20 protein-coding genes are annotated in these 22,424 nt (G+C 73.9%); 6 read left to right on the plus strand and 14 right to left on the minus strand.

The window, feature by feature from the left end; translation table 11 throughout:
• Positions 1-35 precede the first annotated feature (35 nt).
• Positions 36-476, plus strand: a complete 441-nt coding sequence (locus O7542_RS23025) for a hypothetical protein (RefSeq protein ID WP_043327021.1) — start codon at positions 36-38, stop codon at positions 474-476.
• Positions 477-483: 7 nt separating this feature from the next.
• Here O7542_RS23025 and O7542_RS23030 read toward each other — a convergent pair whose 3' ends face one another.
• Genes O7542_RS23030 through O7542_RS23050 form a run of 5 tightly spaced genes read right to left on the minus strand, consistent with a single transcriptional unit; the run spans position 484 to position 5,602 of the window.
• Positions 484-1,194 (minus strand): dipeptide/oligopeptide/nickel ABC transporter ATP-binding protein, encoded by a 711-nt coding sequence (locus tag O7542_RS23030; protein ID WP_281605195.1) that lies wholly within the window; start codon positions 1,192-1,194, stop codon positions 484-486.
• Complete coding sequence (locus O7542_RS23035; protein WP_064448589.1) at positions 1,191-2,159, minus strand: ABC transporter ATP-binding protein; 969 nt, start codon at positions 2,157-2,159, stop codon at positions 1,191-1,193. Before O7542_RS23035 ends, O7542_RS23030 begins: the two co-directional genes overlap by 4 nt.
• Positions 2,156-3,022: an ABC transporter permease gene (locus O7542_RS23040; RefSeq protein ID WP_064448590.1), complete on the minus strand. Its 867-nt coding sequence runs from the start codon at positions 3,020-3,022 to the stop codon at positions 2,156-2,158. The genes O7542_RS23035 and O7542_RS23040 overlap by 4 nt, the downstream gene beginning before the upstream one ends.
• Positions 3,015-4,007, minus strand: coding sequence for an ABC transporter permease (locus O7542_RS23045; protein WP_280841770.1), 993 nt, complete (start codon positions 4,005-4,007; stop codon positions 3,015-3,017). Before O7542_RS23045 ends, O7542_RS23040 begins: the two co-directional genes overlap by 8 nt.
• Entirely contained in the window at positions 4,004-5,602 is a 1,599-nt protein-coding gene (locus O7542_RS23050) for an ABC transporter substrate-binding protein (RefSeq protein ID WP_281605196.1), read from the minus strand. The genes O7542_RS23045 and O7542_RS23050 overlap by 4 nt, the downstream gene beginning before the upstream one ends.
• A 205-nt stretch (positions 5,603-5,807) precedes the next feature.
• Between O7542_RS23050 and O7542_RS23055 the strand changes: the two genes are divergently transcribed.
• The gene (locus tag O7542_RS23055; protein ID WP_281605197.1) at positions 5,808-7,076 is read left to right on the plus strand and encodes a PP2C family protein-serine/threonine phosphatase; all 1,269 of its coding nucleotides are present in this window, start codon (positions 5,808-5,810) and stop codon (positions 7,074-7,076) included.
• Here the strand turns inward: O7542_RS23055 and O7542_RS23060 are convergent.
• Both O7542_RS23060 and O7542_RS23065 read right to left on the minus strand, forming a co-directional pair.
• The gene (locus O7542_RS23060) at positions 7,056-7,397 is read right to left on the minus strand and encodes an STAS domain-containing protein (RefSeq protein ID WP_231915651.1); all 342 of its coding nucleotides are present in this window, start codon (positions 7,395-7,397) and stop codon (positions 7,056-7,058) included. The two genes, O7542_RS23055 and O7542_RS23060, sit on opposite strands and share 21 nt — an antisense overlap.
• 104 nt (positions 7,398-7,501) lie before the next feature.
• On the minus strand, positions 7,502-8,782 hold the full coding sequence (locus tag O7542_RS23065; RefSeq protein ID WP_064448591.1) for an MFS transporter: 1,281 nt from the start codon (positions 8,780-8,782) through the stop codon (positions 7,502-7,504).
• A 108-nt stretch (positions 8,783-8,890) separates the two neighbouring features.
• Here O7542_RS23065 and O7542_RS23070 point away from each other — a divergent pair, with 108 nt between their 5' ends.
• The 4 genes from O7542_RS23070 to O7542_RS23085 all read left to right on the plus strand — a co-directional run bounded on the left by O7542_RS23070 (position 8,891) and on the right by O7542_RS23085 (position 13,371).
• Positions 8,891-10,309 (plus strand): PLP-dependent aminotransferase family protein, encoded by a 1,419-nt coding sequence (locus O7542_RS23070; RefSeq protein WP_064448592.1) that lies wholly within the window; start codon positions 8,891-8,893, stop codon positions 10,307-10,309.
• 87 nt (positions 10,310-10,396) lie between these two features.
• A complete protein-coding gene (locus tag O7542_RS23075; RefSeq protein WP_043327033.1) occupies positions 10,397-10,906 on the plus strand; it encodes a SigE family RNA polymerase sigma factor in 510 nt (169 codons plus the stop codon).
• Positions 10,903-11,742 carry a hypothetical protein gene (locus O7542_RS23080; protein ID WP_064448593.1) on the plus strand — a complete coding sequence of 280 codons (840 nt, stop codon included), beginning with the start codon at positions 10,903-10,905 and terminating at the stop codon, positions 11,740-11,742. Before O7542_RS23075 ends, O7542_RS23080 begins: the two co-directional genes overlap by 4 nt.
• Positions 11,743-11,778: 36 nt before the next feature.
• Positions 11,779-13,371: a DUF4139 domain-containing protein gene (locus tag O7542_RS23085; RefSeq protein WP_064448594.1), complete on the plus strand. Its 1,593-nt coding sequence runs from the start codon at positions 11,779-11,781 to the stop codon at positions 13,369-13,371.
• A gap of 68 nt (positions 13,372-13,439) precedes the next feature.
• Here O7542_RS23085 and O7542_RS23090 read toward each other — a convergent pair whose 3' ends face one another.
• From O7542_RS23090 to kdpB, 7 genes are all read right to left on the minus strand, one after another.
• The gene (locus tag O7542_RS23090; protein WP_043327037.1) at positions 13,440-13,709 is read right to left on the minus strand and encodes a transglycosylase; all 270 of its coding nucleotides are present in this window, start codon (positions 13,707-13,709) and stop codon (positions 13,440-13,442) included.
• Positions 13,710-13,819: 110 nt separating this feature from the next.
• Entirely contained in the window at positions 13,820-14,746 is a 927-nt protein-coding gene (locus tag O7542_RS23095) for an ion transporter (RefSeq protein ID WP_043327039.1), read from the minus strand.
• A 132-nt stretch (positions 14,747-14,878) separates the two neighbouring features.
• A complete protein-coding gene (locus tag O7542_RS23100; RefSeq protein ID WP_187692282.1) occupies positions 14,879-15,985 on the minus strand; it encodes a magnesium and cobalt transport protein CorA in 1,107 nt (368 codons plus the stop codon).
• Positions 15,986-16,043: 58 nt separating this feature from the next.
• Complete coding sequence (locus tag O7542_RS23105; RefSeq protein WP_043327043.1) at positions 16,044-16,724, minus strand: response regulator; 681 nt, start codon at positions 16,722-16,724, stop codon at positions 16,044-16,046.
• The gene (locus tag O7542_RS23110) at positions 16,721-19,267 is read right to left on the minus strand and encodes a DUF4118 domain-containing protein (RefSeq protein WP_113972127.1); all 2,547 of its coding nucleotides are present in this window, start codon (positions 19,265-19,267) and stop codon (positions 16,721-16,723) included. The genes O7542_RS23105 and O7542_RS23110 overlap by 4 nt, the downstream gene beginning before the upstream one ends.
• Positions 19,268-19,348: 81 nt before the next feature.
• Positions 19,349-20,230 carry a potassium-transporting ATPase subunit C gene (locus O7542_RS23115; protein WP_281605198.1) on the minus strand — a complete coding sequence of 294 codons (882 nt, stop codon included), beginning with the start codon at positions 20,228-20,230 and terminating at the stop codon, positions 19,349-19,351.
• Positions 20,230-22,404, minus strand: coding sequence for a potassium-transporting ATPase subunit KdpB (kdpB, locus tag O7542_RS23120; protein WP_281605199.1), 2,175 nt, complete (start codon positions 22,402-22,404; stop codon positions 20,230-20,232). Before kdpB ends, O7542_RS23115 begins: the two co-directional genes overlap by 1 nt.
• Positions 22,405-22,424: the final 20 nt, after the last annotated feature.

Below are 22,424 nucleotides of genomic sequence, written 5' to 3' on the forward strand. Positions count from 1 at the left end.
GCGCGTGGATCATGGCACTGCTACCTTCCGGACGCATGGACGACTCCCCTCGCTGGTACCGCCCGGTCCCTGACCTGCTGCTCCTGGTCGGCAGCGCCACCGCGCTGCTCGGCTACCTGATCCCGTGGTTCCGCGCCAGCCGCATGCACCAGTGGTCGTACTCGGGCTGGGCCTATCTGGAGACCGAGGGCGGCTGGACCTGGCTGGTCGTGGTGGCCCTGGCGATTGCCGTCCTGGCCGGCCTCTGGGCCGGGCGGAGCGTGGCGTGCGCCAAGCTCTCGGTCGGCGCGGCGGTGGCCGGGATGTTCCTCGCCGGCGCGGTGGTCGCGGTGAGCCTGGGCGCGCTGCCCGAGCGCGACAGCATCAACTGGGTCGGTGAGCTGCCGTTCGAGATGGGGATGCCGCTCATGGCGGTCGGATTCGGGACCGTCGTCGCCGGGGCGCTGGGCACCGTACGCCGCCCGGTGCGGGAGTGACGCGACGTCACGCCGCCGGCAGGTCCACCACCCGGGTGGCCCAGCGGGCCATGAGCGCCGGGTCGTGGGTGATGACCAGGACCCCGGCGCCCTGCCGGCGCTGGTAGTCGCCGATGACGGCGGCGACGTGCGCCTGGGTGGAGGCGTCGAGCATCGCGGTGGCCTCGTCGCAGAGCAGGTAGTCCGGCCGGTGCACCAGGGCGCGGGCGAGGCAGGCGCGCTGCAGCTGCCCGTCGCTGACCGCGTGCGGGCGGCGGGTCAGCAGGTCGGCTGTCAGCCCGACCAGGTCGGCCAGTTCCGCCGTACGGGCGGCGGCCTGCTCGCGCGGCGTGCCGGTGGCACGTAGCGGCTCGGCGACGATGTCGGCGAGGCTGAGCCGCGGGTCGGTGGCGGCGCGCGGGCTCTGGAACAGGATCGCGACACGCGTGCGGACCGAGGCGGGCAGCCGGTGCCGGGCGCCCGGGACGGGACTCCCGTCGAGCGTGAGGTGCCCGCTGTCCGGTGCGTGCAGCAGGGCGAGGACGCGGGCGAGTGTGGACTTGCCGCTACCAGACGGTCCACGTAGCCCGACCGTCTCGCCGGGGGCGATGCGCAGGTCGACCCGGTCGAGGACGCGCTGCCGGCCGTACGCGACGGAGACCTGGTGCGCGGCGAGCCCGGCGGCCGGCGCGGCGCCCGGGGCGACGGCGTCGGTGGCGTCCGGAACCGTGACCGTCATGCCGGTACCTCCTCGCGCAGCGGATGGTGGCAGGCGACCCGGCCCGCGCCCTCGGCGTCGAGGCGGGGCACTGTCGCGCAGGTGTCGGTGGCGCGGGCGCAGCGCGGGGCGAAGGCGCAGCCGCCGGGCAGGTCGGTGAGCGCCGGCGGGTGGCCGGGTACCGGCACGAACGCGCGGTCGGGCAGCGCGTCGAGCAGCCCGGCGGTGTACGGGTGGGCCGGGGCGTCGAACAGCGCCCCGGTGGGGCGGTGCTCGACGATCCGGCTGGCGTACATCACGGCCACGGTGTCCGCGACGCGGCGCGCGGCGGCCAGGTCGTGCGTGATGAGCAGGACGGCCGCGCCGGTGTCGCAGCGGCGGCGCAGCAGGTCCAGCGTGTGGTCGACGAGCGGCCGGTCCAGGCCGGTGGTGGGTTCGTCGGCGAGCAGCACCGGCGGGTCGGGTGCGAGCGCCAGCGCGGTGGCGAGCCGCTGGGCCATGCCGCCGGACAGTTCGTGCGGGTACCGGTCCAGATCGGCCGGGTCGAGGCCGACGTCGGCGGCGATCCGGTCGGCGGCGGCCGGCGCGTCGCGCCGGGTGTGCCCGTGCGCGCGCAGCGTCTCCTCCAGCAGCTTCCGCCCGGTACGCACCGGGGTGAGCGCGGTGGCGGGACTCTGCGGGACCAGCCCGACGCCCCGGCCGCGTACGTGCCGGGCGAGGTGCCGCTCCCCCGCGCCGATCAGGTCGACGTCGTCGCGTCCCGGCGCGCGCAGGCGGGCGTGCCCGGTGACTGTGGCGTTGCGCGGCAGCAGGCCGAGCAGGGCGTGCGCGAGGACGGACTTGCCGCACCCGGACTCGCCGACCACCGCCAGCAGCTCGCCGGGCCGCAGCGTGAGGCTCAGGTCGGTGACGGCGTGCACGAGCGCGTCACGCAGCCGGAAGCGGACGGTCAGCCCGTCGACGGTCAGCAGCGCCGGGGCGGTCACAGCTGCAGCTCCGCCCGTACGCGCGGGTCGAGGCGGTCGCGCCACCGGCCGGTGAGCACGGCGAGCGCCAGCGTGGCCGCCACGAGCAGGAGGCCGGGCACGATGCTGGCCCACCAGGCGCCGGTGAGCAGCGACCGCTGCCCGTCGTTGATCATGTTGCCGATCGAGGCGAGGTGCGGCGGCAGGCCGAGGCCGAGGAAGGACAGCGCGGTCTCGTGCCAGACGGCGTGCGGCACCATGAGCGTGGTCGCCAGCGCCAGGCGCGGCAGCACGTGCGGCAGCAGGTGCCGGGTGAGCACCCGGGCCCGGCTCGCGCCGCCGGAGATCGCGGCGTCCACGAACGGCCGGTTGCGCAGGCTGAGCAGCTCGGAGCGGACGATCCGGGCGGTGGACAGCCAGTGCGTCAGCGCGATGGACGCGATCACCGCGCCCAGGCTGGGGCGCAGCATCGCCACGATGAAGATGCCCAGCAGCAGGTGCGGCAGCGCGGCGACGGTGTCCACGACGCGCATGAGCGCCCGGTCGACCCAGCCGCCGACGCTGCCGGCGAGCGCGCCGACCAGCCCGCCGATGACTGCGGCGACGAGCGCCGCGACCGCGCCGACAAGCAGCGAGACGCGCAGGCCGTAGAGGCTGCGCAACGCCACGTCGCGGCCGAGGTCGTCGGTGCCGGCCAGGTTGTCGGCCGACGGCGCGAGCCGGGTACGGGAGAGGTCGACCGCGCTCTGGTCCAGCGGCCACAGGACCGGGGCGAGCAGCGCGGCGGCCACCACACCGGCGAGCACCACGACGGCGACAGTCGTGCCCGCGCTGCCGGGGCGGCGCAGGCGCCGGACGCGCGCGGGGAGGGCGAGTTCAGTCATCGAGGCGTACCCGGGGGTCGGCGGCGGCGTAGGCGAGGTCGGTGAGCAGGTTCGCGGTCAGCACCACGACGGCGGTGGCCAGGGTCGTGGCCGCGAGCAGCGGGAAGTCGGCGCCCAGCGCCGCCTCGACGGTGACCGCGCCGAGGCCGGGCAGCGAGAACACGGTCTCCACCAGGACCGCGCCGCCGACGAGTTCGGGCAGGTGCGTGCCGACCAGGGTGAGGAACGGCAGCAACGCGGTACGCAGCGCGTGTCCGAACAGGACGACCCGGCCGGGCAGTCCCCGGGCGCGGGCGGCCAGGACGTGGTCGTCGCGCAGGCTCTCGGCGACCGCGTCACGGACGAACAGGACGAACCACGGGGCCTGGGAGATCGCCAGCACCGTCACCGGCAGCACCAGGTGCCGGGCCACGTCGGCCGGGTCGGTGCTCGTGGCGGTGATGTCGGTGAGCCCGCCGGCGGGCAGCCAGCCGAGGCTGAGCGCGAACACGGCGATCGCCGCGAGGCCGATCCAGAACACCGGCATGGACTGCACGGCGTACGCGACGGCGCGCAGCGCCCGGTCGAACCAGCCGCCACGGCGGTACGCGGCCAGCGTGCCCAGCAGCACGCTCGCCACCAGCACCAGGGCCAGCGCGGTGCCGACGAGCAGCAGCGTCCATCCGGCCCGGGAGGCCAGCACCGAGGTGACCGGCTCGTGCCGGCTCGTCGACCAGCCCAGGTCGCCGCGTAGCAGGTTGCCGAGCCAGCGGGCGTACTGCACCGGCAGCGGGTCGTCGACACCCCAGTTGGCGCGGATCTGCGCCAGGTTTTCCTCGCTGGTGGTGAACGCCGCCGCGCCCGCGTACTGCTGGGCCGGGTCGATCGGGGAGGCGGCGCCCAGGGCGAACATGCCCATGCTGGTGGCGGCCAGCACCGGCACGGCGACCAGCAGCCGCCGCCGGACCACTGTGCCCGCCCCGGCCAGCCGCCGCCGTCCGGTCACGATTCCTTCGTCCAGGTGTGCACGTCCCACCAGATGCTGTTGGCGACGTCGTGCTCGTGCGGCTCGACCCGCGGCGTCACTCCGGTCACGGCGTCCTTCAGCACGTAGGTGTGCTGGAGGTAGGTGAGGAACACCCACGGCACGTCGGCGGCGAGCTGCTTCTGGAACGTGGCGTACGCGGCCTTGCGGGCGGCCGGGTCGGCGTTGTCCCGGCCGGCCTGCAACGCGGCGTCGGTGACCGCCGAGCGGTACGAGCCGGGGTTGAAGAAGCCCTGCCCGGCGAAGGCCGAGCTGAACAGCTTGTAGGTGACGAAGTCCGGATCGTACGGCGTGCCGTAGCCCATGATCAGCGCGTCGCGCTTCATGCGCGGGGTGATCGCGTCCCAGGTCAGGCCCTCCGGGGTGACAGTGATCCCGACCTTCTTCGCGTCGGCGGTGACGGCCAGTGCGAGTTCCTTGCGCAGGCTGTCGGTGGCCGGGTACAGGATCGTGAACGCGGCCTGCCGCCCGTCCTTGACCCGGATGCCGTCCGGGCCGGGCTTCCACCCGGCGGCGTCCAGCTCCGCCGTGGCGGCGGCGACGTCGGCGCCGGGCTTGCCGGCGATCGTCGGCTCGGCGTACTCCGACGTGGGCGGCACCGGCCCGAACGCGGGCTCCCCCGCGCCGCCGAGCACGCCGGTCACCATGGCCTGCCGGTCCACCGCGACGTTCAGCGCCTTCCGGATCGCGGGGTCGCCGGTGACCGGGTTGCCCATCGGCAGCATGACGCCCCGGTAGTCGGCGGTCGGCACCTTGTGCACCCGGTAGCCGTCGCGGCTCTCGAAGCCGGAGGCGAGCTTCGGCGCAAGCTCCGCCGCGTCGAACTCGCCGGCCCGCATCCGCTGGGCGCGGACGTTGTCGTCGGCGACGAACGCCACCACCACGCCCGAGTTCGCCGGTTTGCCGTCCCAGTACGTCTCGTTCGCCGCGAGCACGAGCCGGTCACCCGGGGTCCAGGAGGTGAACCGGTACGGGCCGGTGCCGACCGGCTTGCGGTTGAAGGCCGCCTTGTTGATGTCCTGCCCGGCGAAGGCCTTCGCCGGGACGATCCCCAGCGCCAGCCGCTGCAGGAACGGCGCGTACGCGTACTTCAGCGTGAACACGACCGTCGCCGGGTCGGGCGCGGTGACGGAGGCGAGCATGTCCAGATCGGACCGCAGCGTGGAGTCGACGGCCGGGTCGAGCACCGCCTGGTAGGTGAACACCACGTCCTGCGCGGTCAGCGGGCTGCCGTCGTGGAACAGCACGCCTTCGCGCAGCTTCGCGGTGACTGTCTTCCCGTCCGCCGAGACGGTGGGCAGCTCGCGGGCCAGGGCGGGCACCAGGTCGTTGCGGGCGTCCCGGGCGACCAGCCCGTCGAAGATCAGCGACGCGCCGTCGACGCCGTAGTTGAGCACCGGGTTGAGCGTGTCCGGCTCGCCCGCGGTGGCGACCACGAGCGTGCCGGAGTTGCCCGGGCCGCCGGTCGACGCCGTGGGTGACGAGCAGCCGGCGGCGACGAGCAGGGCGGCGGCGAGCACCGCTGCCACGCGTACGGGCTTGGGTCTGATCGCCACCGGCAACCCCTCGAACACTCGTCTGCGGATGGCAGCCGGGCGGGCGCTCCGGCGAGGATCGATCATCGCGTGCCCGAGCGCCCGCTACCGCCACTCTTCTGTAATTGCCAACTATATGCAATACCGGCCGGTCGATGGCGGTGACCCGCCGGCCCCCGGTCTCGCTCACGAGGCGGCCGCGCTGCCCGCTGAATATGCTCGAGGGGTGGAGGACAGCGAGCAGGCGGTGCTGACCGGGATGTTGCAGTCGGCGGAGGACGCCGCCCCGGTGCAGGCGGTCGAGGCCGTCACCGGCGTCATCGCCACGGCGCTGAACGCGCGCGGCGTCTCGCTGCTGATCGCCGACCTCAGCGGTCGCGCGCTGGTGCGGCTGACCCACCAGCCGGACGGCGGCGGCGCCGGGCGACGCCACGGCGAGGAGGAGGCCGAGGTCCTCCCGTTCGACGGCGGGCCCTACGAACGCGCACTCCGTCAGCAGGCCCCCGAGGTCGTCCCCGGCGACGGCACGTGGACCGTGCTGGCGCCGGTCACCGACCGCGGTGAGGCGATCGGCCTGCTGGAGATCGACCTGCCCGACGAGCCGGACGGCGACGTGGTGAACTGGGTCGCCCGTACCGCGCACGCGCTGGCGTTCGTGGTCATCGCCAACCGCAGGCACACCGACCTGTTCGAGTGGGGACAGCGCACCACCCCGTTCACCCTCTCCGCCGAGATCCAGCGCCGCCTGCTGCCCGCCTCGTTCACCTGCGAGGCCGGCGCCTTCGCTCTCTCCGGCTGGCTGGAACCCGCCGCGAGCGTCGGCGGCGACACCTTCGACTACAGCCTGGCCCGGGACCTGCTGCACCTCAGCGTCACCGACGCGATGGGCCACGGCGTGGCGAGCGCGCTCACCGCCACCCTCGGCGTGGGCAGCCTGCGCAACACCCGCCGGCGCGGCCTCGGTCTCGTCGCGCAGGCCGAGGAGGCCAACCGGGCGGTCGCGGAGCACGCCAACGTACGCGGCGCGTACGTCACCGCCGTGCTGGGCCGTATCGACCTGACCACCGGGCGCTGCGAGCTGCTGAACGCGGGGCACGTCCCGCCGCTGCTGGTCCGGGACGGCCGGGTCGTACCCGTGGAACTGCCGGGCAACTTCCCGTTCGGGATGTTCCCCGGCGAGAGCTACCGCAGCGCGGAGCTACCGCTGCTGCCCGGCGACCGGCTGGTGGTGGTCACCGACGGCATGCGCGAACGCAACGCCGCGGACCTCGACCTGGCCGCCGCCCTGCTCCGCCTCGCCCACCTGCATCCCCGCGAGGCGGTCCGGGCACTGTCCGACGCGATGCTGGAGATCGCCGGGCCGGCTCTGGCCGACGACGCCACACTGCTCGTCGTCGACTGGTACGGCGGCCACGGGCCACGCCGCAGCACCGCCGGCGCGGACAGCGCCCGCGTCAGCCCGGACGAGGAGCGCTCAGCGCACCGCCGTCGGTGAGCCGTCCTCGGCCTCGCGGACCGTGCCGAAGAGCGGGATGACGCGGTCCACCGAGGTGATCGAGAAGACGTTGCGGATCGACTGGCGTACGACGGCCAGACCGAGCCAGCCGTCGCGCTCCCGCAGGTTCTTGTAGACGAGCACCAGCGCGCCCAAGCCGCTGGAATCCACGAATCCGACCTGGGTCAGGTCGACGACCACCGTCCGCGCACCGGTCTCCACCACCTCGAGCAGCCGGTCACGCAACTGAGGCGCGCTGGCCATGTCCAGATCGCCGACGACCTCGATCACCGGGCCGACGCGCCCCTGCCGGGTCGTCACCGAGAACTCCACCACGCCCCCTCTACCGCGCCGCCGACGGCACCACACTTCTACCCACCGTGCCAGATATCCGCCCTGATCGCCTCCCGTAGGTGCGCGACGGCTCAGCGGCCTCGCCGCAACGTGGTGGAGGACCCCTCAGTGCCGGTCGAGCCCGGTACCGGAGCGGGGATCCACACCTCGGCGGCGGCCCGGCGGCGCTCGGCGAGGCGTACCGCCGGCCGCATCGCCAGGCCGGCGAGCACGAACAGCCCGCCGAGCACCAGCCAGCCCGGGGTGCCCCAGCCGAGCAGCAGCGAGGTCAGCAGCACCGGGCCGAGCATCCGGGCGAGCTGCGGCGCCATGCCGAAGAAGCCCTGGTACTGCCCCTGCCGGTCGGGTCGGGCCAGGGTGAAGCCGACCTCCCAGCCGCTGGCCGCCTGCACCATCTCGCCGAACACCTGCACCAGTGCCGCGCCCAGCAGCACCGCCGAGGCCACCCACGCGCCGCCGACCATCCCGGAGACCGCGTACGCGCCGCAAGCGACAAGCAGCACCCAACCGGCGTGCCCGCTGGCCCGCGCCGCCGTGCCCGGATCGGTCACCCGGCGGGCCACCCGGACCTGCCACAGCACCACGCACAGCATGTTCACGGTGAGCACGATCGCGCCCATCGGCGCCGGGGCGTCGGTCCGTTCCGCGATCCACAGTGGCAACGCCAGGCTGAGCAGCGGCATGTTCAGGCACATCACCGCGTTCAGCAGGGTGATCAGCGCGTACGGGCGGTCGCGCAGCACGGCCAGCCGGCCCGGCTCGGGTCCGGCCGGGACCGGCGCCGCCGCCTCGGGCAGCCGGCGCACCAGCAGGGCGGCGGCCAGGAAGCTCGCCGCGTCGAGCGCGAAGGCGGACAGGTACGCCGGGCGGCTGTCCGCCCAGAGCACGAGCGCGCCCAGCCCGGCCCCGGCGGCCAGGCCGGCGTTCGAGACCGACTGCAACCGGGCCCGTACCGCGGTGCGCCGCGCGGGCTCGATCAGCCCGACCAGCAGCGCCTGCCGGCTGGCGGTGAGCCCGGCTTGGCAGGCGGCGTAGCAACATGCGAGCAGCACGAACAGCGGGAAGGAACGGATCACGAGGAAGCCGCTGAGTGCGGCGGCGGTGGCGACGGCGAAGACGACTGTCATCCGCCGCGCGCCGTAGCGGTCTGCCAGCTGGCCGGCGGGCACCCCGGCGAGGATGCCCGTCGACCAGCCCACGGTGAGGGCGATCCCGACCTGCGCCGGGGACAACCCGACCACCCGGATGAAGAACAGCGCCGAGCAGGCGTAGAACGCGCCGTCACCCACCGAGTTGGCGAGCTGGGCCAGGGCCAGCACCCGGACCCGGCGGCCGGTGTCGACATCGGTCATTGCTCGTCCCCCGTTCGCCGTGCTCCTTCCTCCATCCAAGACCTGCGGATTGGCTCACAGAAGCGCCGATTCCAGGCGATTCGATTGGGCCAATGTAGGGTCGTCGCGGTGGACGTACACGTGAGCCTGGCCGGCCCCGGCGACCGCGCCACCCGGATCCACAGGCAGTTGCTGGAGGCGATCCTGGACGGCCGGCTGCGGCCCGGCGAACGGTTGCCACCCAGCCGCGAGCTGGCCCGGCGGCTCGACGTCTCCCGCAACACGGTCGCCGTCGCCTACGAGCGGCTGACCGCCGAGGGCCTGCTCACCGCCCGGGTCGGCGCGGGCACGTTCGTCGCAGGCGAGCCGGTCGCCCGCGCCCGGCCCCGTCCGGCACCGGCCGGTGGCGTACGCCCGCGGGGGTTCTGGGCGTCCGCCGCGCCGGCCCCCACCGCCGCGCCCCGACCGGGCCACGACTTCCGGGCCGGCACCCCTGACACCGGGCTGTTCCCGCTGGCCACCTGGCGGCGGCTGGTCGCCGGGGAACTGCGCACCGCGACGATCCGGGGCGGATACGCCGACCCGGCCGGGCACCAGGGCCTGCGTACCGCCGTCGCCCGTTACGTGGGACTCGCCCGCGCGGTACGGGCCGCGCCCGAGGACGTCGTCGTCACCCACGGCGCCCAGCAGGCGTTGGACCTGATCGCCCGGGTGGTGCTCGAACCGGGCGACCGGGTGGCGGTGGAGGAGCCCGGCTATCCGCCCGCCCGGCGGCTGTTCGCCGGCCACGGCGCGCGGGTCGTGCCGGTGCCCGTCGACGACCAGGGCCTCGACGTTCGCGCGCTACCAGGCGACGCGCGGCTGGTCTACGTCACCCCGTCCCACCAGTTCCCGCTGGGCGTCCGGATGTCCCCGGCCCGCCGGGCGGCGCTGCTGGACTGGGCGGCGGCCCGGGACGCGGTGGTCGTGGAGGACGACTACGACACCGAGTTCCGCTTCTCGGCCCGCCCGCTGGACCCGTTGCAGACGCTGGACCGGGCCGGGAAGGTCGTCTACGTCGGCACGTTCTCCAAGACCCTGCTGCCCATGCTGCGCCTCGGTTTCCTGGTCGCCCCGGCGTCGCTTCGCCCGGCGCTGCTGGCCGCCCGGCAGCTCACCGACTGGCACGGCGACCACACCACTCAGGCCGCGCTGGCCCGGTTCATCGACTCCGGCGAACTGGCCCGGCACATCCGCAAGGCGACCCGGGTGTACGCCGAGCGGCGCGACCTGATCGACGCCGCGTTGCGATCCGACCTCGCCGACTGGCTCGACCCGGTGCCGTCGACGGCGGGCCTGCACCTGTGCGCGCGGCTGCGCCCGGAGACCGGCGTCGACCTGCCGGAAGTCGTCGCCCGGGCGGCGGAGGCCGGCGTCACGGTACGCGAGATCGCCGGTTACCGGGCGGGCCCGCCCGGCCCGACCGGTCTGGTGCTCGGCTACGGCGCCGTCGGCACCGCCGACGTGCCCGACGGGCTCCGGTTGCTCGCGCGCAGCTTCCGCGGCTGACCGTCGGCGACGCGGATTCCTCCGGGCTTCGAGCAACCCCGGGAGCCCCACCTGGCGTGACTATCCCGAATCTGATCGGAGGTCCGGATGAGTGATCGCGACACGGCGTTCGCGGAGTACTTCTCGGCGAGGCACCGCGCCATGCGCGCCACCGCGTATCTGCTCTGCGGTGACTGGCACCGCGCGGAGGACCTGGTCCAGACCGGGTTCACCAAGCTGTACCTGGTCTGGAACCGGGTCGACCGGCACGACGCGCTCGACTCCTACGTGCGCCAGATCATCGTCCGGTCCTTCCTCGACGAACGGCGGCGGGGCTGGTGGCGGCGGGAACGGGTGGGCACGCCCGACGCCGATCCACCGGCGCCCGCGAGTCCGTCCGAGGACCGGCTCGTGGTGCTCCAGGCGCTCGCCGCCGTACCGCCCCGGCAGCGCGCCGTCCTGGTCCTCCGCTACTGGGAGGACCTGCCGGTCGACGAGGTGGCGGCGCTGCTGAACTGCTCGCCGGGAACGGTGAAGAGCCAGTCCGCCCGGGGCCTGGACACGTTGCGCGGCCTCCTGTCACCCATGCACTCATCGAGCGAGAAGGGGCAACGATGAACGGAGACCAGCTGCGCGAGGCGCTTCGCGACGAGATGCTCGGCGTCGCCGCGCCGCCGCGACCGAGCACGGACGGCATGCTGCGCTCCGCCCGCCGGGCACGCAACCGGCGCCGGGTCATCCGGGCGTGTGCCGGATCGGCGACGGCGGTACTCGCCGTCGCGGGTGTCGTGGCCCTCGCCACCCCGGACGGCGGCGACCGGCGCCCGCCCGCCGCGCTGCCGCAGACCGCCCCGTCGCCGGACGACAGCGCCGAGCCGATGCCGACCGGGCCCGACGGCCTGCCCCAGGAGGACCGCACCGCGCGGGCGGGCACCCGGTACCACAAGGCCGTCCTGCTGCTCGACCAGCTCGTCACAGTGGTGCCCGCCGGCTACACCGCTGAGAAGACCGTCTCCAGCAAGACCGGGAAGGAGACGCTGGGCACGCACGAGGCCAACTTCATCGGACGGGCCGACGGCGCCGAGCTGTGGAGCTACACGGCCTCGGTCGACGTGGCGAAGGGGACGTGGAGGGGACGCCTGCTCACCGAGGTGCACACACCGGGGAACCCGCTGCCGACCGAACCGTGTGGCCTGGCGCGCGCGTTCTGGGGCATGGGGGGCATGGGGGGCGAGTGCCAGCCGATGACCGTCGGCGACGCGACTGTGGGTGTGGTGGTTCGTCCCGGCGCGGACGACCGGTTCGACCAGTGGGCGGCCTACCGGCACCCCGACGGCATGGTGGTCTTCGTGGCGCAGGGCGCGTACGACAGGCAGACATCCGCGTCCCCGCTGCCGTTCACCGCGCGCGAACTGGCGACGCTCGCCGTCGACCAGCGGCTGCACCTTGGGTAGCCCCGAGGTGGGCGCGGCTGAACTACCCTCGCGCCCGTGAACACTGTGGAGATCGATGCGCCAGTCGTCGGTGTGACCGTCTACCCGGACCGCGCGCGGGTCACTCGCCGGGGTGGTCTCCGGCTCGCCGCGGGGGAACATCGGGTACGCGTCGCGCCGCTCCCGCTGGGCCTGCGGCGGGACTCGATCCGGGTGGGCGGTCACGGCCCGGCCACCGTGCTCGGCGTCGACGTGACCGCCCACCGGCAGGCCCGCAGCACCGACGCGCAGGTCGTCGAGCTGGAACGGCGGCGGCGGGAACTCGCCGACGAGGTGGCCGAGGTCGAGGACACGGACGCGATCGAGGCCCAGCGCGGCGAGTTCCTCACCCGGCTGGCCGAGCGCGCCGGTGGCACGTACGCCCGGGCCCTGGCCGCCGGCGACGCGGCCCCCGCCGACGTCGCGGCCTTCACCGAGTCGGTGTCCGGTCAGCTCGCCGAGTCCCGGGCCCGGCGGCGCGGGCTGGCCCGGCGGCGCACCGACCTGGCGGAGGAGCTGGCCGCCGTCGACCGCGAGCTGGCGGCGGCGCGCGGCAAGCGGACGCCGGACCGGCTGGCCGCCGAGGTGTCGGTCTCGGTGGACGCCGACGACGCCGAGGTGGAGCTGGAGCTGACCTACCTGGTGGACGGCGCCCGCTGGACCCCCTCCTACGACCTGCGGCTGGTCGGCGACACCATGACCGTCACCTGGTTCGGGCTGGTCAGCCAGGGCACCGGGGAGGACTGGCCGGAGTGCGAACTCCTGCTCTCCACCGCCCGCCCGGCGGCGGCGAGCGGCGTACCCGAATTGTCGCCCTGGTATCTCGACCGGCTCCGCCCGCAGCCGCCGATGGCCGTGTCGGCCGCGTCGTTCGACGGCATGGTGCCGCCCCCGGCGCCCGGCGCGGCGCCGCCGCCGGGCCGGGCCGGCGTGGCCCGATCGGCGGCGGTCCGGCCGGCCGTGCGGGAGAGCGTGGCCGAGGTCGAGCAGGGCGTCACGGCGGCGACCTACCGGCCCGCCCGGCCGGTGGCGGTGCCGGCCGACGGCAGCGCGCACCGGGTGACGGTCGCGGCGCTGGAGCTGCCGGCCCGGCTGGACCACGTCAGCGTGCCGGTACGCGCCGCCGAGGCGCACCTGCGGGCGACGGTCCGCAACACGTCCGACCACACGCTGCTGCCCGGCCCGGCGTCGGTGTTCCACGGCGCGGACTTCGTCGCGGCGACGCGGTTGACCATGTGGGCGCCGGGCGAGGAGACCGAGCTGGCGCTGGGGGTCGACGACCGGGTACGGGTGGAGCGGAAGCTGCACCGGCGCACCGAGAGCAGGGCGACGCTCGGGTCGACGCGGCGGCGGGAGGTGGAGTACCGGATCACTGTCGCGAACCACACGCCCCGCCCGGCCACTGTCGAGGTGCGCGACCAGTTGCCGGTGTCCCGGGACGAGTCGGTGGTGGTACGCGAGACGATGCTGACGCCGCCGCCCGCCGAGCGTACGGAGCTGGGCGAGCTGACCTGGCGGCTGTCGCTCGCGCCGGGCGAGAGCGGCGAGATCGCGCTGGGCTTCCGGGTGGAGCTGGCCAAGGGCGTCGAGCTGACCGGCTGGCGGGAGTAGCCGCAGGCGTTAGGAAGGGCCCCTTCTTATGCAGAATGCGTTAAGAAGGGGCCCTTCCTTCGGTCCGGTCAGACGCGGCGACGACCGTACAGGCCGGCGAAGATCGCGACGCCGATGGCCGCGAAGCCGACCTGGAGCGCCAGCTCGATCCAGTCGATGCCGGGGGTGTCGGCGACGCCGAACGCGCCGGCCACCAGGGTGCCGACGAGCGCGGCGACCACACCGATGAGCAGGGTCAGCCAGATCGGGATGTTCTGCTTGCCCGGCACCACCAGGCGCCCGAGCGCACCGATGACCAGGCCGATGATGAGCGCGGTGAAGAAGCCCGTGATCTCCACGAGAGGCGTCCCTTCCCTCGGATGTGTTGGCGCCTCGCTGGTTGCCCCGATCAACCGTCCGGCCAAACGTACGGTCCGATTTCGTCACAGAACTGTCATGACCGGGCCGGTCAGTGCTCCGAGTGCTGGCGGCGGCGCGGCGCGCCGGGCGGCTCGTCCCGGTCGATGCGCAGTTCCCGCTCCAACTCGGCGATGACCATGCGCAGGTCGTCCAGGCGCTGACTGATCGCGATCCGGTCCACCTCGTCCGGTATCCCGTCGCCGTCTTCGTCGTAGTCCGGCGCCAGCCCCTCGGTCATCTCCAGCCGGCGCGCCTCCTCCATCGAGTTGACGATGACCGCGATGAGGATGTTCAGCAGCAGGTTGACCGCGATCATCACGAAGCTGACGTAGTAGAGAAGCGTCCACGGTGACACCTCAAGGCCCTGTTCCAGCAGGTCCGGCAGCGTCTCCAGGGACAGCAGCACGAACAGCGTGACGAGGGAACGGCCGATGTCGCCGTACTGCTCGGGGTAACGGTCGCCGAAGATCAGCCAGCCGGCCATGCCGTACACGTAGAGCGTGACGGCGGCGAGCGCGAGGAACCCGGCGACGCCGGGCAGGCTGCGCCACAGCGCCGTGACGATGGTCCGCAGGCCGGGCGAGAAGCGGACCAGCCGCAGCACCCGGGCGACCCGGATGAACCGCAGCACGCCCGAGTCGCCGTGCAGTCCCGGGATGAAGATGGCCGCGGTGACCAGCAGGTCGAAGACGTTCCAGCCGTGCCGGAAGAAGTCCTGCGGGCGGCGGCCGTACGCGAGGATCCGGATGGTGATCTCCACGACGAAGGCGGCCCGGAACATCAGCTCCGTCCACCGCAGCACCGGCCCGGCGGCGCCCAGGTTCGGGTACGTCTCGATACCCAGCACCACTCCGTTGGCCATGATGAGCACCACGATGGCCACCTCGAACGGCCGGGACGCGACGAGCCGGGCACAGTGGCCCGCCAGCCCTCGCCTCCCCGTGCTCGTCCGGCGACCGCCGCGCGGGGTCGGCACCGTGTCCCCGATCAGCGCCTACCTCCACGACACGAGGTCCGGGCAACGTACGGACGACGGGGGGTAGTCACCCGGACACTTTAGTGGATCACCGACGGCGCGCGGTCACGGCCGAGGCCCGGCCGGCCCGGCTCACAGCCAGCCGCGGCGCTTGAACAGCAGATAGAGCGCGCCGCAGACGGCGAGCATCAGGGCGAGCGCGAACAGATAGCCGTACCGCCAGCCCAGCTCCGGCATGTGCCCGAAGTTCATCCCGTACACGGTGCCGATCAGGGTCGGCGCGAACAGGATGGCGGCCCAGGCGGAGACCCGCTTGATCTCCTCGTTCTGCTCGAAGCTGGCGGCGGTCAGGCTGCGCATCTCCTCGTTCTGTGCCTGCGAGACCAGCGTGGCGTTGACGGTGAGGATGTTCTGGAGCAGGTGCCGGAACCCGTCCACCCGCTCCACCACCTGGGTGAGGTGGTCGGCCACATCGCGCAGCCGACGGCGCAGCTCCTCGTCCGTGCCGTACTTGTCGAACCCGTGTGCCAGCTCGTCCACCACCTTCAGCAGCGGGCGGGCGGCCCGCTGGAACTGGATCACCTCGCGGCTCAGCTCGTAGATGCGGCGGCTGGCGTTCGGGTCGCCGCCGAACACCTCGGTCTCGACCTCGTCGATGTCGTTCTCCAGCCCGGCCACCACGGGCGCGTAGCCGTCCACCACCCGGTCGAGCACGGCGTAGAGCACCGCTTCCGGGCCGAGCGCGAGCACCTCGGGTTCGGCCTCCAGCCGCCGTCGTACGCCGGCCAGGTCGGGCGTGCCGCCGTGCCGCACGGTGATCACGAATCCGGGCCCGAGGAACAGGTGCAGCTCGGCGAACTCGACCGCGTCCCGCTCGTCCAGGTAGCGGGCGGCGCGCAGCACCACGAACAGGGTGTCGCCGTAGCGTTCCAGCTTGGGGCGCTGATGGGCGTTGATCGCGTCCTCGACGGCCAGGTCGGGGAGCTGGAACTCGGCGGCGAGCGAGGCGATCTGCTCGCGGCCCGGCCGGAGCAGCCCGATCCAGGCCATCGCGTCGTCGAGCTGCTGCAGGCAGCGGTACGTGTCGGCGAGGCTGACCGGCGACGCCCGCCGTACCCCGCCGACGTAGACGCCGCTGTCGACCAGCCCGTCGGGGCGCTCCGGCTCCGCCGCGCCGGCGTCGATGGCGTGTTCGTCCAGTTGCCGGCCGAACCCCTCCGAGGACCGGTTGCCCGCCATGCCCCTCCCCCGCAGCCCGACCGGCTCGCCGAGTCCCCCGCCGAGGCGGTCGCAAACGTCAGGGGCGGTAGCGGTAGCCCATCCCCGGCTCGGTGATCAGGTGCCGGGGCCGGGCCGGGTCGTCCTCCAGCTTGCGCCGCAACTGGGCCATGTACTGCCGCAGGTAGTTCGTCTCCTGGTGGTACTCCGGCCCCCACACGTCGTGCAGCAGCTGGCGCTGGCTGACCAGCTTGCCCGGGTTGCGCAGCAGCTTCTCCAGCATCGCCCACTGGGTGGGGGTCAGCTTGACCTCGACGCCGTCGTCCCGGGTGACGGTCCGGTCGGCCAGGTCGACCGTGTTGCGGCCGATCCGCAGCGCTGGCACGGCGGGCGTGGCCGGGGCGAGCCGCCGGGTCACCGCCCGGATGCGGGCCAGCAGCTCGTCCACCCCGAACGGCTTGGTGACGTAGTCGTCGGCGCCCGCGTCGAGCGCGGCCACCTTGTCCTCGCTGCCGGCCCGGCCGGAGAGCACGATGATCGGCACGGCGGTCCAGCCGCGCAGGCCCCGGATCACCTCGGTGCCGTCCAGATCCGGCAGGCCCAGGTCGAGCACCACCAGGTCCGGCGGGTGCCCGGCGGCGGCCTTGAGCGCGGCGGCGCCGCTGCCTGCGACCTCCACGTCGTAGCCCCGGGCGCGCAGGTTGATCCGCAGGGCGCGCAGGATCTGCGGCTCGTCGTCGACGACCAGGATCCGGGTCATTCCTGCGGCCCTTCCGCGTGCGGGGCGGCCGGCAGCCGCAACACCATGGTGAGACCGCCGCCGGGCGTGGTCTCCGGGGTGATGCTGCCACCCATCGCCTCGGCGAGGCCCCGGGACAGCGCCAGCCCGAGGCCGACGCCGGTCTGGTTGTCCCGGTCGCCGAGGCGCTGGAACGGCAGGAAGACGTGCTCCCACTGGTCCTCCGGGATGCCCGGCCCGGTGTCGATCACCCGCAGCTCGACCTGCCCGGCGTGCGCGCTGCCGGTGATCGTCGGCGGGCGGCCGGGCGGGCTGTGCCGCAGCGCGTTCGACACCACGTTTACGAGCACGCGCTCCAGCAGGCCCGGGTCGGCCAGCGCCGCCGGCAGGTCGGCCGGGATGTCCGTGGTCACCTCGGCCGCCGCCGGGCCCAGTTCGTCGAGGGCCCGGGGTACGGCGTCCTCCAGCCCGATCGCGGTGGTGGTGACGCCCAGCGCGCCGGCCTGCAGGCGGCTCATGTCGAGCAGGTTCGCCACCAGCCGGCCCAGCCGGTCCAGCGACTCGTCGGCGGTGGCCAGCAGTTCCTCCCGGTCGTCCGGGTCGAACTCGACGTCGTGGCTGCGCAGGCTGCTCACCGCGGCCTTGGCCGACGCCAGCGGCGTACGCAGGTCGTGGCTGACCGCCGCGAGCAGCGCGGTGCGCATCCGGTCGGCGGCGGCCAGCGGGCGGGCGGTGGCGGCCTCCTCGGCCAGCCGTTCCTGGCGCAGCGCGACGGCGGCCTGCGCGGCGAACGCCTCCACCACCCGGCGGTCGGCCGCCTCCAGCCGCCGGCCGGCGAGCACCACGCTGAGCCGGTCGTCGACCGGCACCACCGTCTCGCCCGCGCCCGGGCTACCGGGCGGCCGCTCGCCGACGCTCGCCACCACCCGCCAGGCGTCCGCGTCCCGGGCGCGCGCCGGGCGTCCGCCGGCCTCGTCGGTCAGCTCCAGCACGCTCACCGCGCGCAGCCCGAACGTCTCCCGCAGCCGGTCCAGCAGGGCGGGCAGCGGCCGCTCGCCGCGCAGCACGCTGCCCGCGACGGTGGCCAGGGTCTGCGCGTCGGCGGAGGCCCGGGCCGCCTCCCGGGTACGCCGGGCCGCCACGTCGACCACCCAGCTCACCGCGATGGCGACACCGACGAACACGCCGAGGGCGAGCAGGTTGTCCGCCTCGGCGATGGTCAGCGTCCGGTACGGCGGGGTGAAGAACCAGTTGAGCAGCAGCGAGCCGCCGAGCGCGGCGACCAGCGCCGGCCAGAGCCCGCCGACCAGTGCCACGCCCACCACACCGGCGAGGAACAGCAGGATGTCGTTTGTGAGGGTGAGGTCGGGCAGCGTCCGCAGCAGCAGCGTGAGCAGGGGCATGCCGAGCACCGCGAGCGCGTACCCGATCAGTCGCCGGCGTCGCGACAGCGCGGCGGGCACCGACGTGCCCCGGCGCCCGCGGCCCGCCTCGGGGTGGGTGACCAGGTGCACGTCGATCGGGCCGGACAGCGCGGTGGTGGTCACCCCGACGCCCCGGGCGAACACCTGCGCGAACCGGCCCCGGCGGCTCGCGCCGAGCACGAGCTGGGTGGCGTTGACGCCCCGGGCGAAGTCCAGCAGTGACGCCGGGATGTCGGTGCCGAGCACCTGGTGGTACGTGCCGCCGAGGCTCTCCACCAGCACCCGCTGCCGGGCCAGCTGGGCCGGGTCGGCGCCGGCCAGCCCGTCGCTGCGGGCGACGTGCACGGCGAGCAGGTCGGCGCCCTTGCTGCGGGCGGCGATCCGGGCCGCCCGGCGGATCAGCGTCTCGCCCTCCGGGCCGCCGGTCAGCGCGACGACCACCCGTTCCCGCGCCTCCCAGGTGTCGGAGATGCCCTGCTGGGCCCGGTACGCGTCGAGCTGCTCGTCGACCTTGTCGGCCAGCCAGAGCAGCGCCAGTTCGCGCAGCGCGGTGAGGTTGCCGACCCGGAAGTAGTTGCCGAGCGCGGCGTCGATCTTGTCGGGCCGGTAGATGTTGCCGTGCGCCATCCGGCGGCGCAGCGCCTCCGGCGTCATGTCCACCAGTTCGACCTGCTCGGCGGCGCGGACCACCTGGTCCGGCACGGTCTCCCGCTGGGTGGTGCCGGTGATCTGCGCGACCACGTCGTTGAGCGACTCCAGGTGCTGCACGTTGACCGTGGACAGCACGCTGATGCCGGCGTCGAGCAGCTCCTGCACGTCCTGCCAGCGCTTCTCGTGCCGGGAGCCGGGCACGTTCGTGTGGGCCAGCTCGTCCACCACGACGACCTCGGGCCGCCGGGCCAGCACGGCGTCCAGGTCCATCTCGGTGAACTCGACGCCCCGGTACGTCATCGGGCGGCGCGGCACCACCTCCAGGGCGCCGATCATCTCGGCGGTGTGCCGGCGCCCGTGCGTCTCGACCAGGCCGATCACCACGTCGGTGCCGCGCTCGGCCCGGCGCTGGGCCTCCTCCAGCATCGCGTACGTCTTGCCGACGCCCGGGGCGGCCCCGAGATAGATCCGCAGTTCACCCCTGCCCACAGCGTCCATCCTCCCTGAGTGCAAGGAAGGGCCCCCTGTTAACGCCTCGCGAGGTGAAGGGGGCCCTTCTTAACACTTCCGTCAGCGCGCCGGGAACGCCTCGTCCAGCGCGAGGTTGAGTTCCAGCACGTTCACCCCCGGCTCGCCCATGAAGCCCAGCGCCCGGCCGGTGGTGTGCTCGGCGACCAGCCGCCGTACCGCCGCCGGGTCCGCACCGCGCTCCCGCGCCACCCGGGCCACCTGGAGCCGGGCGTACGCCGGGGAGATGTGCGGGTCGAGGCCGCTGCCGCTGGCGGTGACCGCGTCGGCCGGTACGGCGGGCCGGGCCGGGGCGTCCCCGCGGACCGGGGTGACGATGCCGCCCTCGGCCACGTAGTCGTGACCGGGCCGCGCCGCCTCCACCGGTACGCCCTGCCAGGTGGTGACGAACGGCGTCGCGGGCGCGGCCTGGTTGACGCTCACCACGCGGGTGATCCGGCCGGTGAGTCCGTCGGCGCGGAACACGGCGAGCACCGCGCCCACCCCGTCCGGCGTGCAGTACGGGCGCCGCCCGTCCACGCCGTCCAGTTCGCCGATCGCCTTGCTGCGGGCGCAGACCTGGGTGAGCAGGCTCGACGTGGAGTCGGCGGGGTCGGCGGAGAGCGTGTCCACCACGCTCTCCGGGCCGAGGTTGCCGGCCGCGGTGGCGGTCGGGTCGTAGCCGTCCCCGGCGGCCGACGGGCGGGACTGGAAGTAGCGCGGGATCGGGTTGCCGTCCGCGTCGGTGAACGACTGGCCGATCAGCGAGCTGCCGACGGTACGGCCGTCGACGGTGAGCAGTGACCCGTCGGCCCTGCCGTCGAGGCCTGGGAGCCGGCCGGCGACGACCAGGGCGAGCGGGTAGAGCAGGCCGAGCAGCACGGTGAAGACGAGCACCGCGCGCAGGGCGGCCAGGTGCTGGGAGAGCCAACTGGGAAGGCGCATCACGAGATCCCCGGGACGAACTGGACGAGCAGGTCGATGAGCTTGATGCCGACGAACGGCACCACGATGCCGCCGAGGCCGTAGAGCCACAGGTTGCGGCGCAGCAGCGCGGAAGCGCTGGCCGGGCGGTACCGCACACCGCGCAGGGCCAGCGGGATCAGCGCCACGATGACTATCGCGTTGAAGACGACGGCGGAGAGGATCGCCGACTCGGGGCTGGCCAGCCGCATGATGTTCAGCCGGTCCAGCGACGGGTAGATGCCGGCGAACATGGCCGGGATGATCGCGAAGTACTTCGCGATGTCGTTGGCGATGCTGAACGTCGTCAGCGCGCCCCGGGTGATCAGCAACTGCTTGCCGATCTCCACGATCTCGATCAGCTTGGTCGGGTCGGAGTCGAGGTCGACCATGTTGCCGGCCTCCTTCGCCGCCGACGTGCCGGTGTTCATGGCCACGCCGACGTCCGCCTGGGCCAGCGCGGGCGCGTCGTTCGTGCCGTCGCCGGTCATCGCGACGAGCCGGCCGCCCTCCTGCTCCTTCTTGATCAGGGCGAGCTTGTCCTCCGGCGTGGCCTCGGCGAGGAAGTCGTCCACGCCCGCCTCGTCGGCGATCGCCTTCGCGGTACGCGGGTTGTCGCCGGTGATCATCACGGTGCGGATGCCCATCCGGCGCATCTCGTCGAAGCGTTCCCGCATGCCGGCCTTCACCACGTCCTTGAGGTGGATGACGCCGAGCGCCCGGGCCGGTTCGCCCGCCACGTGCTCGGCCACCACCAGCGGCGTACCGCCGGTGCCGCTGATCGCGTCGACCAGTTCACCGACCTGTTCGGTCGGGTGACCGCCGTTGTCGCGTACCCACTTCATCACCGCGGCGGCGGCGCCCTTGCGGACGTGCCGGACGCCGCCGCCGGCGTCGAGGTCGACGCCGCTCATCCGGGTCTGCGCGGTGAACGGCACGAACGTGGCGTGCGGGATGAGGCCGGGCTCGCGCTCGCGCAGCCCGTACTCGTTCTTCGCGAGCACCACCACCGAGCGGCCCTCGGGGGTCTCGTCGGCCAGGCTGGACAGCTGCGCCGCGTCGGCGAGCGTGGCCGCGTCGACCCCGGTCACCGGCAGGAACTCGGCGGCCTGCCGGTTGCCGAGCGTGATCGTGCCGGTCTTGTCCAGCAGCAGCGTGTTGACGTCGCCCGCCGCCTCGACCGCCCGGCCGCTCATCGCCAGCACGTTGCGCTGCACGAGCCGGTCCATGCCGGCGATGCCGATAGCGGACAGCAGCGCGCCGATGGTGGTCGGAATGAGACAGACCAGCAGCGACACGAGTACGACGCCGGTGACGCCGGAGTCGGTGATCGCCGCGGTGTCCGGCGCGGCGGCCTGGTAACCCTTCGCGAAGATCGCCATGGGCTGGAGCGTGACGACGGCGAGCAGGAAGACGATCGTCAGCGCGGCCAGCAGGATGTTCAGCGCGATCTCGTTCGGCGTCTTCTGCCGGTTGGCGCCCTCGACCAGCGCGATCATCCGGTCGATGAAGCTCTCGCCGGGCTTCTGGGTGATCCGCACGACGATCCGGTCGGAGAGCACCCGGGTGCCGCCGGTGACCGCGCTGCGGTCGCCGCCGGACTCCCGGATCACCGGGGCGGACTCGCCGGTGATCGCCGACTCGTCGACGCTGGCGATGCCCTCCACCACGTCGCCGTCACCGGGAATGACCTGCCCGGCCTCGACCAGGACGACGTCACCCTGGCGCAGTTGCGGCGCGGGCACCGCCTCGTCCCGGTACGCGTTCGCGGCGGCGCCCGGAGTCCAGCCGACCAGTCGGGTGGCGACGGTGTCCTGCTTGGCCCGGCGCAGCGTGTCGGCCTGCGCCTTGCCGCGCCCCTCGGCGACCGCCTCGGCCAGGTTCGCGAAGATCACCGTGAGCCAGAGCCAGACCGTGATCGCCACGGCGAACACCGACGGGTCGGTCACCGCGAGCACAGTGGTGAACAGCGCGCCGATCTCCACGATCAGCATCACCGGGTTGCGCCACAGCGTGCGCGGGTCGAGCTTGCGCAGCGCGTCCGGCAGCGACGCGATCAGCTGGCGAGGGTCGAGCAGCCCGCCGCCGACCCGGTCGTCGCGGCGCCCCGGCGTACCTGCCACCGGCGCTTCGGCGGTCTGCACAGGTGCTGTCATGTCCTTGTCTCTCATGGTGG

Origin of the sequence: Micromonospora sp. WMMC264, assembly GCF_027497275.1 — a bacterium.
Classification (GTDB): Bacteria; Actinomycetota; Actinomycetes; order Mycobacteriales; family Micromonosporaceae; genus Micromonospora; species Micromonospora chalcea.